This window comes from Sneathiella sp. P13V-1 (assembly GCF_015143595.1).
Classification (GTDB): Bacteria; Pseudomonadota; Alphaproteobacteria; order Sneathiellales; family Sneathiellaceae; genus Sneathiella.
On record NZ_WYEU01000001.1, the window covers coordinates 940,348 to 954,864 of the forward strand.

19 protein-coding genes and 1 tRNA gene are annotated in these 14,517 nt (G+C 51.5%); 9 read left to right on the plus strand and 11 right to left on the minus strand.

Annotated elements, in window-relative coordinates; all coding sequences use genetic code 11:
* Positions 1–6: 6 nt before the first annotated feature.
* The 3 genes from GUA87_RS04575 to GUA87_RS04585 form a co-directional block, all read right to left on the minus strand.
* Entirely contained in the window at positions 7–657 is a 651-nt protein-coding gene (locus tag GUA87_RS04575) for a phosphoribosylanthranilate isomerase (RefSeq protein WP_193715322.1), read from the minus strand.
* Complete coding sequence (pyrF, locus tag GUA87_RS04580) at positions 658–1,365, minus strand: orotidine-5'-phosphate decarboxylase (RefSeq protein ID WP_193715323.1); 708 nt, start codon at positions 1,363–1,365, stop codon at positions 658–660. It lies immediately after the preceding gene.
* 175 nt (positions 1,366–1,540) lie between these two features.
* A complete protein-coding gene (locus tag GUA87_RS04585) occupies positions 1,541–2,281 on the minus strand; it encodes a glutathione S-transferase family protein (RefSeq protein ID WP_193715324.1) in 741 nt (246 codons plus the stop codon).
* A gap of 105 nt (positions 2,282–2,386) precedes the next feature.
* On the opposite strand from GUA87_RS04585, the gene GUA87_RS04590 reads away from it, so the two are divergent.
* Positions 2,387–3,088 carry a helix-turn-helix transcriptional regulator gene (locus GUA87_RS04590; RefSeq protein WP_193715325.1) on the plus strand — a complete coding sequence of 234 codons (702 nt, stop codon included), beginning with the start codon at positions 2,387–2,389 and terminating at the stop codon, positions 3,086–3,088.
* 11 nt (positions 3,089–3,099) lie between these two features.
* On the opposite strand, the gene GUA87_RS04595 is transcribed toward GUA87_RS04590, so the two are convergent.
* From GUA87_RS04595 to aroA, 6 genes are all read right to left on the minus strand, one after another.
* Positions 3,100–3,459, minus strand: a complete 360-nt coding sequence (locus GUA87_RS04595) for a lipopolysaccharide assembly protein LapA domain-containing protein (protein ID WP_193715326.1) — start codon at positions 3,457–3,459, stop codon at positions 3,100–3,102.
* Between the two features lie 49 nt (positions 3,460–3,508).
* Positions 3,509–3,790 (minus strand): integration host factor subunit beta, encoded by a 282-nt coding sequence (gene ihfB, locus GUA87_RS04600; RefSeq protein ID WP_193715327.1) that lies wholly within the window; start codon positions 3,788–3,790, stop codon positions 3,509–3,511.
* A 47-nt stretch (positions 3,791–3,837) separates the two neighbouring features.
* Complete coding sequence (gene sppA, locus GUA87_RS04605; RefSeq protein WP_193715328.1) at positions 3,838–4,755, minus strand: signal peptide peptidase SppA; 918 nt, start codon at positions 4,753–4,755, stop codon at positions 3,838–3,840.
* A 54-nt stretch (positions 4,756–4,809) separates the two neighbouring features.
* Positions 4,810–6,522 carry a 30S ribosomal protein S1 gene (rpsA, locus tag GUA87_RS04610; protein WP_193715329.1) on the minus strand — a complete coding sequence of 571 codons (1,713 nt, stop codon included), beginning with the start codon at positions 6,520–6,522 and terminating at the stop codon, positions 4,810–4,812.
* A 156-nt stretch (positions 6,523–6,678) separates the two neighbouring features.
* A complete protein-coding gene (cmk, locus tag GUA87_RS04615) occupies positions 6,679–7,305 on the minus strand; it encodes a (d)CMP kinase (RefSeq protein ID WP_193715330.1) in 627 nt (208 codons plus the stop codon).
* A gap of 10 nt (positions 7,306–7,315) precedes the next feature.
* Positions 7,316–8,653: a 3-phosphoshikimate 1-carboxyvinyltransferase gene (gene aroA / locus GUA87_RS04620; protein WP_193715331.1), complete on the minus strand. Its 1,338-nt coding sequence runs from the start codon at positions 8,651–8,653 to the stop codon at positions 7,316–7,318.
* A gap of 202 nt (positions 8,654–8,855) precedes the next feature.
* Here aroA and GUA87_RS04625 point away from each other — a divergent pair, with 202 nt between their 5' ends.
* The 6 genes from GUA87_RS04625 to GUA87_RS04650 all read left to right on the plus strand — a co-directional run bounded on the left by GUA87_RS04625 (position 8,856) and on the right by GUA87_RS04650 (position 11,475).
* Positions 8,856–9,176 (plus strand): FYDLN acid domain-containing protein, encoded by a 321-nt coding sequence (locus tag GUA87_RS04625; protein WP_193715332.1) that lies wholly within the window; start codon positions 8,856–8,858, stop codon positions 9,174–9,176.
* A 107-nt stretch (positions 9,177–9,283) separates the two neighbouring features.
* Positions 9,284–9,359 (plus strand) — tRNA-Ala (locus GUA87_RS04630).
* Between the two features lie 137 nt (positions 9,360–9,496).
* Positions 9,497–10,111, plus strand: coding sequence for a nitrile hydratase subunit alpha (gene nthA / locus GUA87_RS04635; RefSeq protein WP_193715333.1), 615 nt, complete (start codon positions 9,497–9,499; stop codon positions 10,109–10,111).
* Entirely contained in the window at positions 10,111–10,776 is a 666-nt protein-coding gene (gene nthB, locus GUA87_RS04640; RefSeq protein ID WP_193715334.1) for a nitrile hydratase subunit beta, read from the plus strand. Before nthA ends, nthB begins: the two co-directional genes overlap by 1 nt.
* Complete coding sequence (locus tag GUA87_RS04645) at positions 10,769–11,131, plus strand: nitrile hydratase accessory protein (protein ID WP_193715335.1); 363 nt, start codon at positions 10,769–10,771, stop codon at positions 11,129–11,131. Before nthB ends, GUA87_RS04645 begins: the two co-directional genes overlap by 8 nt.
* Before the next feature lie 68 nt (positions 11,132–11,199).
* Positions 11,200–11,475 (plus strand): hypothetical protein, encoded by a 276-nt coding sequence (locus tag GUA87_RS04650; RefSeq protein WP_193715336.1) that lies wholly within the window; start codon positions 11,200–11,202, stop codon positions 11,473–11,475.
* Positions 11,476–11,502: 27 nt separating this feature from the next.
* Here the strand turns inward: GUA87_RS04650 and GUA87_RS04655 are convergent, their stop codons facing one another.
* Together GUA87_RS04655 and GUA87_RS04660 are read right to left on the minus strand one after the other, a co-directional pair.
* Entirely contained in the window at positions 11,503–11,982 is a 480-nt protein-coding gene (locus GUA87_RS04655; protein WP_193715337.1) for a GNAT family N-acetyltransferase, read from the minus strand.
* Positions 11,983–12,084: 102 nt separating this feature from the next.
* Positions 12,085–13,596 (minus strand): 3-hydroxyacyl-CoA dehydrogenase, encoded by a 1,512-nt coding sequence (locus tag GUA87_RS04660; RefSeq protein ID WP_193715338.1) that lies wholly within the window; start codon positions 13,594–13,596, stop codon positions 12,085–12,087.
* A gap of 207 nt (positions 13,597–13,803) precedes the next feature.
* On the opposite strand from GUA87_RS04660, the gene GUA87_RS04665 reads away from it, so the two are divergent.
* Positions 13,804–14,259 carry an Hsp20 family protein gene (locus GUA87_RS04665; RefSeq protein ID WP_193715339.1) on the plus strand — a complete coding sequence of 152 codons (456 nt, stop codon included), beginning with the start codon at positions 13,804–13,806 and terminating at the stop codon, positions 14,257–14,259.
* A 31-nt stretch (positions 14,260–14,290) separates the two neighbouring features.
* Complete coding sequence (locus GUA87_RS04670) at positions 14,291–14,509, plus strand: DUF1150 family protein (protein ID WP_193715340.1); 219 nt, start codon at positions 14,291–14,293, stop codon at positions 14,507–14,509.
* Positions 14,510–14,517 lie beyond the last annotated feature (8 nt).

A 14,517-nucleotide genomic window follows, 5' to 3' on the forward strand; every position in this document is an offset into this window, starting at 1 on the left:
CCATCACTATATACTGTGCACCTTCTGGACAAAGTCCCGGATCATGTCCGGGTCTTTGACACCAGCCCAGAACTCGGCTCCAGACGAGGTATCCACGATAGTTGCACCGCTGATTTCTACAGCTTGTTCCACATTTTCTGTATCCAGTCCACCTGCCAGCATCCAGGGAAGCGGGAACTCTCTATTTTGCAGCATCCGCCAGTCAAAAACGAGCCCATTTCCACCCGGTAGCGCATTTTTCAGGTCTTTTGGCGCCTTCGCATCAAACAGCAGCATGTCACAGACGGAAAAGTAACTTTTCGCAGCATCAAGATCCGCTTCTTCTGCAATTTTAAGGGCCTTCATAACCTGACTTTGCGACAGAGATTTAATCTCTGCCACACGGTCCGGTGTTTCGCTGCCATGCAGTTGAAGGATATCTGGTTGTACGTGTTTCATGACCTCAAGGATCAGGTCATCATCCGCATCTACAAGAAGGGCCACTTTTTTAACGTGAGCGGGTACCGTGGAGGCAAGTTGTCCCGCTTGTTCAGGTGTGACAGAGCGAGGGCTTTTGGGGAAAAAAACAAACCCCACGTAATCTACATCGACATCCACAGCAACCTGAAGGTTGGTGAAATCGGAAAGGCCGCAGATTTTTACCGCAACGTGACCCATTTAGGACAGGCTTTCCAGAACGTCGGTGACCGCCTTTTTCGGATCCACAGCCGCAGCAATCGGGCGACCGATAACCAGATAATCTGCCCCATCATTCAGGGCTTCTGGCGGTGTTTTTACGCGCTTTTGGTCGCCATGGTCGCTGCCTGCCGGGCGAATACCTGGGACCACCAGTTTGAAATCCGGACCAAATTCACGGCGAAGGGCGGCAATTTCAAGGGGGCTGCAGATGACGCCATCTGCGCCGTTTTCCTTGGCGAGAGCCGCAAGGCGAAGTACTTGATCGCTGGCCTGATCATTAACACCTACCGCGTTAAGGTCAGCATCATCCATGCTGGTCAGAACCGTAACGGCGAGGATCCAGGGCGCACTTGCGCCAAATTCTGCGGCTGCATCGGCGGCGGCACGGATCATGGCCGGTCCCCCACTTGCGTGGATGGTCATCATGTTCGGACTCATGGTCTGTGTGGCGGCGCGAACGGCGCCTGCAACCGTATTTGGAATGTCGTGAAACTTCAGATCCAGAAATAGCGGGGTTTTGTTGCCCACAACCTTCATGATCCCCTCCGGCCCGAAGGCGGTGAAGAACTCTTTTCCAAGTTTGATACCACCGGTCAGGCCATCGATCGCATTTGCCACGTCTTTGGCGGCGCTCAGGTCGTTTTTGTCGATCGCGGTGAAGACCGGATTGGAAGGTATCTGTCTCATGAAGGATGCTCAATTTTGTCTAAATGGCAAAAAGTCACTGGATAATAGCCATTTTCGCATGAAAGTGAAGCGATAGAAGGGGAAAATGGCAAAATTGTGAAATATGAGCAAAAACGGCAGAATCCTGATCAGGCTCTGCCGAATTATTCAGAAAACAGACGGTGGTTTTTTAAATTTACGGGGTAAACTTCGTCTTCTCACCACCACCACGAGAGGCGTCACTCCAGAAACCACTTTTCATCCGCTCGCTATATTGGATCAGGTTTGGAGATTTCTTCAAAATTTCCAAAAGACGCGTTTGTGTCGGATCATAAAGGATGTTTGCTAGAAGCCCATAAGCGGAAGCATCGGTTAGCGTTGGGCTATCACCCAGAAAATAAGTGCCCTCTCCAAGAATAGTGGAAAGTGTGTTTAAGTCATCTTCTGCCATCTGATAAATCTCATCCCGCGTATGCCGGGCAATGCCTTGGGATTTAAGAAGGGCCCCCATGGCTTTATGCGCTTTGTTGGAAATGAAGCCCCGAATAAAGAAGGGAACACCAGAGAAGACAAGCTTCTTAAAGGGCTCCCACCCTACAGGATCTGCCCATCTGGAATAGACAAGAATAAAATAGAGATGTTCTTCGACCATCCGACGCACAAGCAGGCCCTTTGCTTTGTCTTCGGGATTGAGGCCTTCTTCCTTTAGGCCGTGTTTGGCTTGGAGCGCCTCAATAATAAGCTCGCTATCTCCCATTACCTGATTGTCAAAAGAAACGAATGGGACCTTTCCCTTTGGACCCATCTTCATCGGAGAAAACTCTACATCGTAGGGTAGTTTGTTCATCCGAAGCCATGTTTCGAGTTTCAGGCCGAACGGGCTTGGTTGCATATTTATAAAAGCCGGGAATTGGTGCACGGTGAGGGGGGCTGACATTTGGTATCCTTTCAAAGTCTCGCGCTGTTGTGATCAGTTCTGAGCTTGATATCAGACCCCAACTGACAACATACTGTCAGTAATGTTCATCAAGGATCAAAACTCATGCGCCGTGCGGATCGCTTATTTCAGCTTATCCAAATCCTGCAACGTCAAGACGGTATTGTGACAGCGGACAAACTGGCAGAAGAGATGGAGCTGTCGGAGAGAACCATCTACCGGTATATCCAGGATCTGATCGCCAATCGTGTTCCCATAAAAGGGGAGCGCGGCGTTGGTTATATGTTGGACAAAGGCTATGACATGCCGCCTCTGATGTTCACCGAAGAAGAAATTGATGCGCTTATGCTTGGGGCCAGCTGGGTCGTCAATAATGGGGATCCCCATATCAAAAGGGCGGCGTCCGACATCCTGAAAAAGGTTGAGGCGGTCTTACCCGCTGATCGGCGGTCCTTAATGCAGAAGGCTCGGCAGGTTGTCCCCATTGTGGAGAGCGCCCCTGAGATTTCGATTTCCATGCCAGAAGTGAGGCAAGCCATTCGAGAGCAAAAAAAGGCCCGCACCAAGTATGTGAGAGAAGATGGCGCAGCGTCGGAGCGTATCCTGTATCCGCTGCTGACGGTGTTTTTTCAGAACATTCAGTTGCTGGTTTGCTGGTGTGAATTGCGTCAGAGCTTTCGCAATTTCAGAATGGACCGGTTTCAGGAATTTGAAATGCTGGAAGAGGGTTTTCCAGCAAATGTTGCGAGGGATCTGGATGTTTACCTTAAGCGGCAGCGCCAAGCGACAGAAGAAAATCAGACCTAAAGAACAAAGCCTTATGCAGCAGAATCTTTTCGATGGTCCGCCAGTTTTAAAAGGTGGTCTGCGTCTTTGGCGATGGCTGCATCCTGCGCGGCCATTTCTCGCTCAAGCCGGCTAACCACACCTTTCAGGCGGAGGACTTCCTGCTTGTTGGCGCGATTTTCACGGCGCGCTTTACCGTCCGCCATCCAAGTTCTGAAAGCGCCGAGGATAACCCCCAGAAAGCCACCAGAGAGGATGAGAATGAAGAGGGGAATATCCATAACAAAAGGCAGAGGAAACAAAGAGAAGGTCACCGTGTCCCTGTTTCCGATGCTCAGTGTAATAATGATCAGACCCAAGATAGCGAGAAACGCCCAGGAGATATATTTCACGATCACTGCCTTTAAATAAGTACTTTGGTTGGTCAGATCTTACGGGGGTTTATTTGCTGTTCAAGCGCTCCCGAAGTTCTTTTCCGCATTTGAAGTAAGGTACATATTTCTTTTCAACCTGCACTGCTTCGCCTGTGCGTGGGTTACGTCCCACACGGGCGGCGCGCTCTTTGGTTGAAAAAGCACCAAAACCTCTAAGCTCGACCCGGTCACCCCGTGCCATCGCGTCAGAGATTTCATCAAAAATTGTCGTCACAATCTGCTCTACGTCCCGCAGATACAGATTTGGGTTTTTTTCCGCGAGAAGTGCAATCAGTTCCGACTTAATCATTCTACGTGCCCCCAATCGTCTGTTGTAATACAGCGGTTTTTTATAATTCAGTTCCTGTTGGCACTAGGGTGCCAAAGCGAAACAAGTCCGTCAAGTGTAAGCCGTTCAGATATAACGCTTTTCCCTAACATTCCTTCCAAAAGCTGGTCTACAAGCCCTTTTGGTGGCCCATATTCATGGATCAGTGTGGGAAGATGTCCGGGAATCTGCCTGTCCGATTCCAGCCAGCGCCGCGCTTCATAGAGGCCACCAAGCTGATCGATCAGGCCATTTGTCACGGCTTTTTTACCAATATAAATGCCACCATTGGCAAGTGCTTCTGCCTCTTCGCGGCTAATCGGGCGTCTCTCTGTCACCAGATCCACAAACCACTCGTGGGTTGAAGAGACCATTTCCTGCAAGTTCGCCCGGCCTGCAGCTGACAAAGGCTTAAACGGTGATGGCTCGCCTTTTAACTCTCCGGAAGTAATGGCATCACCTTTGATGCCCAATGTGTCCATAAGCTCGGAAAATTCGGTAAGCTGAATAATGACACCGATAGATCCGGTAATTGAGCTTTCGCCCGCGAAGATCTGCTCGCCTGCCAAGGCCGTCAGATATCCGCCGGATGCCCCAACTGTCCCGATCACAGAGATAACAGGCTTCTTTTCGGCCACGCGGCGCAGGGACTTATAAAGTCGTTCGCTGCCATAGGTGGAGCCGCCGGGGCTGTTGATATAGACGATCAGCGCCTTGGCGGTATCGTCTTCCAGAATTCCTTGAATGGCTTCTTGTCGCCATTCGTCTTCAACAATCACATTGTTGATATTGAGCCGCGCCACGTGATCTTCCGCAATCTCATCAGCGGACATGCCAACAAACATACCGATGACAATAAGCAGAAGGATAACGGCTGCTGCGCGCCAAAAAAACAGGCGCCGTTTTGCACGGCGCCTGTCATGATGTGTAAAAGTCTCAGAAGACATAGATATCGATCCTTATCAATTTCATTGTGATCTGAGACCCAGAAGTCGTCAGACTTATTCGTCACCACCTTCGGCTTTGCGCATTGCAGCACCGAGGATATCACCGAGGGAAGCACCAGCATCGGAAGAGCCGTACTGAGCGACCGCTTCTTTCTCTTCTTCAACTTCCTTGGCTTTGATGGACAGTGAGACTTTACGAGTTTTGTTGTCGATGGATGTGATTTTCGCATCCAGCTTGTCACCAACCGCAAAGCGATCTGGACGCTGTTCTGCGCGATCACGGCTCAGATCACCCTTACGGATAAAGCCTGTTACGCCTTCGGCAACTTCAACTTCAACACCAGCTTCCTGAGTTGCTGTTACAGTACATGTAACAACCGCGCCTTTACGCAGATCATTTGCACCGGCAAATGGATCTTCAGACATCTGTTTGATGCCGAGGCTGATGCGTTCTTTCTCGATGTCGATGTCGAGAACTTTCGCAGTAACTTCGTCACCTTTGTTGTAGCTCTGGATGGCTTGCTCGCCTGGCTGTGACCAGTCGATGTCAGACATGTGAACCATGCCGTCAACGTCATTTTCCAGACCAACGAACAGACCAAACTCAGTGATGTTCTTAACTTCACCTTTGATTACGCTGCCAACAGGAGTTGTTTCAGCGAATTTCTCCCAAGGATTGTCAAGGCACTGTTTCAGGCCAAGGCTGATACGACGACGGGATTCGTCCACTTCCAGAACCATAACTTCCACTTCCTGAGATGTGGAAACAATTTTGCCTGGGTGTACGTTTTTCTTAGTCCAGCTCATTTCGGAAACGTGGACAAGACCTTCAACACCTGGTTCCAGCTCAACAAACGCACCGTAATCAGTGATGTTTGTTACGCGGCCATTGAATTTGGCGTGCAGTGGGTATTTGGCTTCGAGGCTTTCCCATGGGTCAGTCTGAAGCTGTTTCATACCGAGGCTGATGCGCTGAGTGTCTTTTGTCAGGCGGATAACCTGAACTTTAACAGTCTCACCGATTGTCAGAGCTTCGGATGGGTGGTTCACGCGGCGCCATGCAATGTCAGTGACGTGCAGCAGGCCGTCAACACCGCCGAGGTCAACGAACGCACCGTAATCGGTGATGTTCTTAACGACACCTTCAAGTGTCTGACCTTCTTCGAGTTTGCCGATTAGCTCAGTACGTGCTTCTGCGCGGCTTTCTTCAAGAACAGCACGGCGGGAAACAACGATGTTGCCACGACGACGATCCATTTTCAGGATCTGGAATGGCTGTGGAATGCCTTTCAGCGGAGAGATGTCGCGAACTGGGCGAACATCTACTTGACTACCAGGCAGGAAGGCAACGGCACCAGAAAGGTCAACTGTAAAGCCACCTTTAACGCTGCCGAAGATAACGCCATCAACGCGTTGTTTGTCTTCAAAGGCAACTTCCAGTTTTTCCCATGCTTCTTCGCGACGTGCTTTGTCACGAGAAAGAACGGCTTCACCGGCTGTGTTTTCGATGCGTTCCAGAAATACTTCTACTGTGTCACCAACTTTGAGGTCGGCGTCCTGTCCTGGGGCTGCGAATTCCTTCAATGGAACGCGACCTTCGGATTTCAGTCCAACGTCGATAATGGCCAGGTCTTTTTCAATATTGACGACTGTACCTTTGATGACGGTGCCTTCGAGGCTGTCGCTGGCGCCATATGACTCTTCCAGCATTGCCGCAAAATCTTCAATTGCAGGCATACCTTCTTCGGCGATTTCGGTATTTGACATTTTGATTTCCTTAAATCTGATCCAACTATCATGCCTCACCATTTCTGGCGGATCGGAGGCCTCCTGTTTTCCAGTTCTAAAAGTCGCGCGCATGGAAAACGCTATATAAGTCAGCCCCTGCGCGGGCGGGGCCATTCCTGAGTTTGGATGTTGAGATCAGTCAGAGGTTTTTTCTGAAATAATTTCAACGGCCTTTTCAAGAGCCGCCTCTATATCCAATTTTGTTGTATCAAGCAAGTAGGCATCGTCAGCTTTTGCAAGGGGTGCGGACTTTCTGCCACTATCGCGGGCGTCCCGGGCTTCAAGGTCTTTGAGGACCTCTTCAAAAGTAACCGTTTCACCCTTGCCCAAAAGCTCTGTATGGCGGCGTCTGGCCCGCTCTTCTGCGGAGGCGGTTACGAAGAGTTTTACATCCGCATCCGGACAGACAACAGTGCCGATGTCACGACCGTCTAACACCGCGCCTTCCGGGGTTTTCGCTACATTTCGCTGGTACTCCAGAAGGGCATCACGGACCCCCTGATTGACAGCTACTTTGGAGGCGGCATTGCCGGTTTCCTCTGCTCGAAGGTCGGGATCGGTCGGGTCAATTTCACCTACATGGGCCGCGGCGGCCACAGCGGCTTCCTGATCTTCCGGGTCCTGACCCGCGCGGATCATGTAAAGGCCAACAGCCCGGTAAAGGGCGCCCGTATCCAGATATTTATGCCCAAAATGGGCAGCGATTCGTCGGGCGAGGGTCCCTTTTCCGGCAGCGACAGGTCCATCAACAGCAATAATCATGACCGTAACCTTATGCGATTTTTGCGCCGAGGCTGTTCATCAGTTGCGTAAAGCCCGGGAAGCTGGTTTCCATAACAGACCCGTCATCCACGGTGACAGGCTCTTCCGATCCCATACCCAGCACAAGGAAAGACATGGCAATCCGGTGATCAAGTTCCGTTTTCACAGTGGCACCGCCTTTCGGGGGGAGGGCATTTCCGTGAATAATCAGACCGTCTTCTTTCTCTTCCAGTTTCACGCCGCAGGCTTTGAGCCCTTCGGCCATCACTGCGATACGGTCGCTTTCCTTCACGCGCAGCTCTTCCAGCCCCAGCATGGTGGTTGTTCCTGCCGCGTAAGCTGCGGCCACAAACAGAACCGGATATTCATCGATCATGGAAATGGCGCGGGCAGGGGGAACTTCGATCCCTTTCAAAAGACCGCCTTTGACACGCATGTCGCCGACCTGTTCACCGGCTTCGGTCCGTACATCCAGAATTTCAATATCCGCGCCCATATCCCCAAGTGTCTGGAAAATGCCGTCACGAAGGGGGTTAAGACCCACATTGCGGATGGTCACATCTGATCCCGGAATAATAGCGGCGGCCGTTGCCAGAAAGGCCGCAGAGGAAGGATCGCCCGGTACAACCACTTTAGCGGCTCTCAGTTCTTGCTGCCCTTGAAGGGAAATCACGCGCCCGCCATCTTCGCGTTCTTCGACGGATACCGCAGCCCCAAAGTGGCGCAGCATATTTTCCGTATGGTCACGGGTGGGTTTGGGCTCAATCACTGTTGTGATGCCGGGGGTGTCGAGCCCAGCCAGAAGCACACAGGATTTCACCTGTGCAGAGGCCACAGGCAATTCATACTCGATGGGCATCAGATCGCGGCCCGTGACACAAAGCGGGAAACGATCTCCGCTTCGGGAGGTGATGGTTGCGCCCATTTTGCTCAAAGGTGTCGCTACCCGTTTCATGGGACGTTTATGCAACGAGGCGTCGCCTGCAAAAAAGCTGTTAAACGGGGCGGAGGCCACAAGACCCATCAAAAGGCGCGCGGCGGTGCCGGAATTTCCCATTTCCAGTACACCATCAGGCTCACTTAATCCCCCGACACCAACACCGGTTACCTGCCAGGTGCCGTCATCCTGGCGCACAATGGTTGCTCCCATCTGGCGCATGGCTTCAGCTGTGCAAAGGACATCTTCCCCTTCAAGCAGGCCTTCAACCTCGGTTGTGCCGATGGCGAGGCCGCCAAGGATAAGGGATCTGTGGGACATGGATTTGTCGCCCGGGACATGAACATCGCCGGAAAGCGGACCGGACCGGCGTGAGGAGACGGGGCCGGACACTTTATCTTCAGTTTTCATGACGTCTTGATTTTCTGGCTCAATTTTTTTGGGAGCCCAAAAACTGTTTAAAATAATGCCCTTATTAACAACCTTTTCATAACTTGTCACATATTCCTGATTGAGGATTGCAAGAAACTTTTGACAGGGCGATTTGTTTCTGGCAATTGAGCAAAAAACACTGTCAATATTTTGTCCAAAATAGCGTGGATGAGAGGTAAGCATGGCAAAACCGGAATGGGGCGCGAAGCATCGGTGCACTTCTTGTGGTAAACCATTTTATGACATGAACAAGGACCCAATTACGTGTCCTGCCTGCGGATCAGAGCATAAGCCTGAAAAGCTGCTTAAATCCGTACCAACCCCAAAAAAGGAAGCGGCCCCAGCGAAGCCTGTGAGGACCGATGATGAAGAGGGATCAGATCTGCTTCTTGATGATGACGAGATTCTTGAAGAAGAAGATGTGGATCTTCCTGATGATGATAGTGATGACGACCTGAGCGGCGTTGTCTCATCACCAAAAATGGAAAACGAAGACCTGTAATCGGGCTGTGTTTCGGGGAAAATTGCCAAACAGCGCTTTTTTCCCTTGAAATCCATCCGGCTTCGGCATAGTTTCCGGACCCGTTGGCGATATTTGTCGCCGTCTGTGGGGCCATAGCTCAGTTGGGAGAGCGCTTGAATGGCATTCAAGAGGTCGTCGGTTCGATCCCGATTGGCTCCACCAGAATTTAGAAAAAGCCCGGATAGAAATATCCGGGCTTTTTTGCATTTTCACCTCAATTTGACTGCCCTCCCATTGACTTAACCCCCCGATCCGCTTCATCATTATTTTGGGCGTTGTGATAGGGGCCGGAGAAGAGAATGGGACATAATCATAAACATAGTGCGCCGCTGCCGGAGACGGTACTTCGGGTGAAAAGCCTGGAATCCCTGTTGGTGGAAAAGGGGCTTGTGAAAACCGAGGCGCTGGATGCCTTGGTGGATCGGTATGAAAACAAGGTCGGTCCCCGAAATGGGGCGCAAGTGGTCGCCAAAGCCTGGAGTGATCCTGACTATAAAGCCCGCTTGATGAAAGATGCGTCCGCCGCCATTGCAGAGCTTGGATATACAGGTGCGCAAGGCGAGGAAATTGTTGCCGTTGAAAACACCCCGGATGTTCATAACGTGGTGGTTTGCACCCTTTGTTCCTGCTACCCATGGCCGGTTCTGGGTCTGCCGCCGGTCTGGTATAAATCCGCGCCCTATCGCAGTCGCGTGGTGCGGGAGCCCCGCGCCGTTTTGGAAGAATTTGGCACCCATATTCCGGACGATGTGGAGGTGCGTGTTTGGGATAGCACGGCAGAGACCCGCTATCTGGTCATTCCGGAGCGCCCTGAAGGCACGGAAGGATTAAGCGAAGAGGCCCTTGCAGATCTTGTGAACCGGGACAGCATGATCGGGACCCGCAAAGCGGACAGCCCAGAGGAGGCGGCCTGATGGATGGTGTACATGATATGGGCGGCATGCATGGCATGGGCCCGGTTGAGCAAGAAGAGAACGAGCCGGTCTTCCACGGAGAGTGGGAGCAGCGTATGTTTGCCATGAATAATGCGGTAAGCGCCCTTGGGGTGCGCAATATTGACGAATCCCGACACGCCCGCGAACGCATGAACCCCGGTAAATATCTCAGCAGCAGTTACTATGAGATCTGGTTGGATGGGCTTGTGCGCATCCTGTCAGAAAAGGGGCTGATTTCCGAAGAGGAACTCAGCGGTGAGGTGCCTCCAAAACCTTTTACTGGGGAACATCGTCCGGCGCTGACGGCAGACGCCGTGGATCCCATGATGGACAAAGGGGCGACCTACACCCGTGAAGACGGTAAGCCTGCGAGTTTTAAAGTAGGGGATCGGGTGAAAGCCAAAAACATCCATCCAAGTGGTCACACCCGTCTTCCCCGTTACGCCCGCGGGGCTACGGGTGAAATCATTGCCGACTATGGACTGCATGTCTTCGCCGACAGCAGTGCCCATGGGGATGACGACCCGCAGCATCTTTATTCTGTGCGCTTTACCTCCCGCGATTTATGGGGGGAGGATGGTCACGATAATGACGCCATCTATGTGGATCTCTGGGATGATCATCTGGAGGCGTCCAATGACTGAGATGAACCAGGCGCTGGAAAATATGCCGATCCCTCATGATGAGGAAGGCCCGGTTTTTGATGAGCCATGGCAGGCGCAGGCTTTTGCCTTGACGGTGAAGCTGAATGAAGCGGGGCATTTTTCCTGGCCAGAATGGGCGGATATCTTCGGAGCGGAGATTGCCACCGCGACTAAGGAAGGCCGGGGCTGCGGTAATGAAGATTACTTCCTGTGCTGGCTTGCGGCGCTTGAGAAAATCGTGGCGGAGAAGGAAATTTTGTCTACCGATCAGCTTCTGACCCGCAAAGAAGAATGGCGTCACGCAAATGAACATACGGAACATGGTGAGCCCATCAAATTGGGCGCAGGCCATTAATCTTTTGCGGTTTCGCGCGTTTCGCACTATGTCTGTTGGCAAATAGACAGAGTAAGACAGGTAAAGTTATGGAACAGACCCCTGATATGTCCATGCCAGACATGGAAACAAAGGAAAAGCTGGATAAAGCGGCAAAGATCGTCACTGACCATCTGGATCAGGCATTGCAAGAATGCGTGGAAGGCGGACTGGAGCGGGATCATTTTAATGCTGCTGTTGTGGCGACCTTGCTGCAAGCCATGGAAACAAGCCTTGGCGGCAGCGCGCAGGTCGCCGGCGCTTTGCACCAGATGGCGGAAATGGCCGCCGCCGCGGCAGAGCGCGAAGCGCAAGAAGCCAACTAAAGAAAAAGCCGCAAGAGATTGCGGCTTTTATTTTGTCTCTATCTTGAATTTCCGAAATTCCTGCCCGTCATAAGTGATGGTTCCAATGTCTACTGCCCCTAATTTTCGAAGGGCGGACAGTTTCCGTCGTGACGGAGGAAGCAGGAAGGTCACATAAGGAATTCTGGCATCTTTTCGGGCCTGTTTCAGAAATTTTTGTGTGAGATTAAGGCCGTAGCCAAAGGCAGTGGGGCTTAAAACCAAGCCAAAATCCCACTCATTACCTTCTTTCTGAAAACCACCCCATCCAAGATAGGTATTGCCATCAAATATGGCCTGATGCCCAAGTCCATCCCTATGCCAGCAGGTTTCTTTCTTGGCAATAAAGTCGGATATGGACTTGTGGTTCCAGATCCCGGTCTTAAGGGGAAGGTGAGCGGTGACACGCGCATCGTTCATCTGCCAGAGCAATAAATCCGGTGAAATTTCAGTAAGACGTTTAAATTTTATGTCTGGGGTTTTGTGCATTTGAATATCTCTGTTGCACAGAACCATATGGGTTGAAAGACAGGGCTATTCAATAATCTTCAAGCAATTGTGAAAAGGCCGGGGCATGCCCCGGCCTTTAATTTAGTCAGCAGTGTGGATCGGCAGGTCCAGAAGCGCGCGGCGACGGAGCCAGAGGCTTGGGCGATACCGTTCTTCACCTGTGATGCCTTGCAATTCTTCCAGAACGATCAGGGTGTTTTCCTTGCCCATCACATCTACCATTTCGATGGACCCTTGCGGGTAGTTGAGGCCTAGGGTCATGCCCTTGTCGATATCTTCCGGGGTAGCCACACCGATCTGTGCCATTTCACAGCCGAGATTGGCAACCATGGCGCGGATACGCTGGGCGACAAAGCCCGGGCAATCTTTAATGCGGGTCACGGCATTTGTGTTTTTGCGAATGGCGACCATAACGGAATGAACCACATCATCATCTGCACCCGGTGCCGCCATAACAGTAGCGTGCATATGAACACCAGTGAGGGTATCGACAGCAACGGTTCGTTTCGGGTCCAGCTCCAATCGGACAATAACGGATGTACAGTCTTCGCCAACCGGGGCCACCAGAATTGGGCTGACCCCATCATCATTTGCGAGCACGGAGACCCCCAGATCCCGAAGCATCTGTTCAAGTTCCGGTGCTGGTTCTGGCAGATAAGCGCTGCGCATTGGTTCTGCGTCTATATCCACTTTGGGCGCTGGCTGGATCAAGGCGCCTGTTTCATCGTAATCGTAGAAACCGGCTTTGGTTTTACGGCCAAGACGTCCTGCTTCCATCATGCTTTCATGAAGCGGCGCGGTGGAGAGGCGTTTATCCTGAAAATATCCGTTATAGATGATGTTGCTGACCGGGAAGTTCACATCAATACCGGTCAAGTCCATCAGCTCAAACGGGCCCATACGGAAACCACAGGCGTCGCGCATAATGGCGTCCACTTCATGAGGCTCCGCCACCCCTTCAGAGACAATTCGAAGCGCTTCTGTTGTGTAGGCGCGGCCACCCAGGTTCACAAGGAAGCCAGGGGCATCTTTCACCACAACAGGCACACGGCCCATACGTTTGCCGATCACCACTAGGGCGTCTGTTGTTTCTTTGGATGTGTCCGTGCCGTTGATCACCTCAACCAGTTTCATCAAAGGCACTGGATTGAAGAAGTGAAGGCCCGCGATGCGATCTTTATGTTCGCACGCTGCGGCAATGCTGGAAATGCGGATACTTGAGGTGTTGGAGGCAATGATGGTGTCTTTGGAGACAACTTTTTCGATCTGCTGGAAAACAGACCGTTTGATGTCGATATTTTCAACGATGGCTTCCACGATCAGGTCGCAGTCTTTGAAATCTTCTATCGTGTTTGCCACACCAAGGCGACCTTTGGAGGCCAGGGCTTCCGCGTCGCTCATCCGGCCTTTTGTCGCCGCGCGGTCAATCATACCGCCGATAAAATCCACAGCACCTTGCGCCGCGCCGTCTGCAGTATCAAAGATAACGGCCTGCATGCCACCTGTCGCGGATACCTGGGCGATCCCTCTGCCCATCGCGCCAGCGCCGACAATACCGACTTTTAACGTCTCACTGTTTGGATCGATCGTCATTATTTTCTCCGTAAATTATTGTTTTTATTAGTTTCAGCCTATATTTCCCCACCAATCCAGCCATCCGCAATTTCTGGCCTTGATGGATGCGCATCGGCAACCTACATTAAATGACAAGGCAGCGCCATACCGGGTTGCCGCAAAAGGTGCCATTTTGGACCTGAATTTTAGTCACTCGCTCGTTTGAGGAGATGGAGGCATTTGAAGATGTCTGTATTTAACAGTCCCCTGTTACTGGGATTTGACAGGTTTGAAAACATTCTGGAACAGCTCGCCAAGTCGGGTGGTGAAGGATATCCCCCTTACAATATCGAACAGATGTCTGATACCAGACTGCGAATCACCCTCGCGGTTGCGGGATTTTTTAAAGATGATCTGAAGATTACGCTGGAACAGAACCAGCTTATTATTCACGGCAAGCAAATGGAGGATCCGAACCGGGTCTATATACACCGCGGAATTGCGGCACGGCAGTTCCATCGGAAGTTTGTTCTGGCGGAAGGCGTCACCGTTGCGGGTGCCGATATGGATAATGGTCTTTTGCATATTGACCTGAACCTTCCAATACAGAAAAATGACGTGACTCATATCGAGATCAATGCGAAAGACACAGGATCAGATATGAAAACCATTGATGCGCCGTCAAAGACGGTAAAAACGTGATCCTAGAGGACACAGGAACAGGAGTTGAGTAATGCAGTATCAGGAAGCGACCCTTCGCCAGATTAGCCCGGCGGCGCTTGCTGTCCTTGGATCGATGGAAATGGCTTATATTCGTGAAGTTGAAGAAGAGGGTATGACCCTTTACGCCATTTATTCCGCAGACGGTCAGCGTCTTGGTGAAGAAGAGACACCGGAAATTGCCATGGTGGTGGCCAGACAAAATGATCTGGATGCTTTTTTGGTAAGCTAAAAACAAAC

Bases quoted from the DNA above. Each gene is read 5' to 3' on its own strand.
- GUA87_RS04575 (WP_193715322.1), bottom strand. From the start codon at position 657: ATGGGTCACGTTGCGGTAAAAATCTGCGGCCTTTCCGATTTCACCAAC.
- pyrF (WP_193715323.1), bottom strand. From the start codon at position 1,365: ATGAGACAGATACCTTCCAATCCGGTCTTCACCGCGATCGACAAAAAC.
- GUA87_RS04585 (WP_193715324.1), bottom strand. From the start codon at position 2,281: ATGTCAGCCCCCCTCACCGTGCACCAATTCCCGGCTTTTATAAATATG.
- GUA87_RS04590 (WP_193715325.1), top strand. From the start codon at position 2,387: ATGCGCCGTGCGGATCGCTTATTTCAGCTTATCCAAATCCTGCAACGT.
- ihfB (WP_193715327.1), bottom strand. From the start codon at position 3,790: ATGATTAAGTCGGAACTGATTGCACTTCTCGCGGAAAAAAACCCAAAT.
- sppA (WP_193715328.1), bottom strand. From the start codon at position 4,755: ATGTCTTCTGAGACTTTTACACATCATGACAGGCGCCGTGCAAAACGG.
- rpsA (WP_193715329.1), bottom strand. From the start codon at position 6,522: ATGTCAAATACCGAAATCGCCGAAGAAGGTATGCCTGCAATTGAAGAT.
- cmk (WP_193715330.1), bottom strand. From the start codon at position 7,305: ATGATTATTGCTGTTGATGGACCTGTCGCTGCCGGAAAAGGGACCCTC.
- aroA (WP_193715331.1), bottom strand. From the start codon at position 8,653: ATGAAAACTGAAGATAAAGTGTCCGGCCCCGTCTCCTCACGCCGGTCC.
- GUA87_RS04625 (WP_193715332.1), top strand. From the start codon at position 8,856: ATGGCAAAACCGGAATGGGGCGCGAAGCATCGGTGCACTTCTTGTGGT.
- nthA (WP_193715333.1), top strand. From the start codon at position 9,497: ATGGGACATAATCATAAACATAGTGCGCCGCTGCCGGAGACGGTACTT.
- nthB (WP_193715334.1), top strand. From the start codon at position 10,111: ATGGATGGTGTACATGATATGGGCGGCATGCATGGCATGGGCCCGGTT.
- GUA87_RS04645 (WP_193715335.1), top strand. From the start codon at position 10,769: ATGACTGAGATGAACCAGGCGCTGGAAAATATGCCGATCCCTCATGAT.
- GUA87_RS04650 (WP_193715336.1), top strand. From the start codon at position 11,200: ATGGAACAGACCCCTGATATGTCCATGCCAGACATGGAAACAAAGGAA.
- GUA87_RS04655 (WP_193715337.1), bottom strand. From the start codon at position 11,982: ATGCACAAAACCCCAGACATAAAATTTAAACGTCTTACTGAAATTTCA.
- GUA87_RS04660 (WP_193715338.1), bottom strand. From the start codon at position 13,596: ATGACGATCGATCCAAACAGTGAGACGTTAAAAGTCGGTATTGTCGGC.
- GUA87_RS04665 (WP_193715339.1), top strand. From the start codon at position 13,804: ATGTCTGTATTTAACAGTCCCCTGTTACTGGGATTTGACAGGTTTGAA.
- GUA87_RS04670 (WP_193715340.1), top strand. From the start codon at position 14,291: ATGCAGTATCAGGAAGCGACCCTTCGCCAGATTAGCCCGGCGGCGCTT.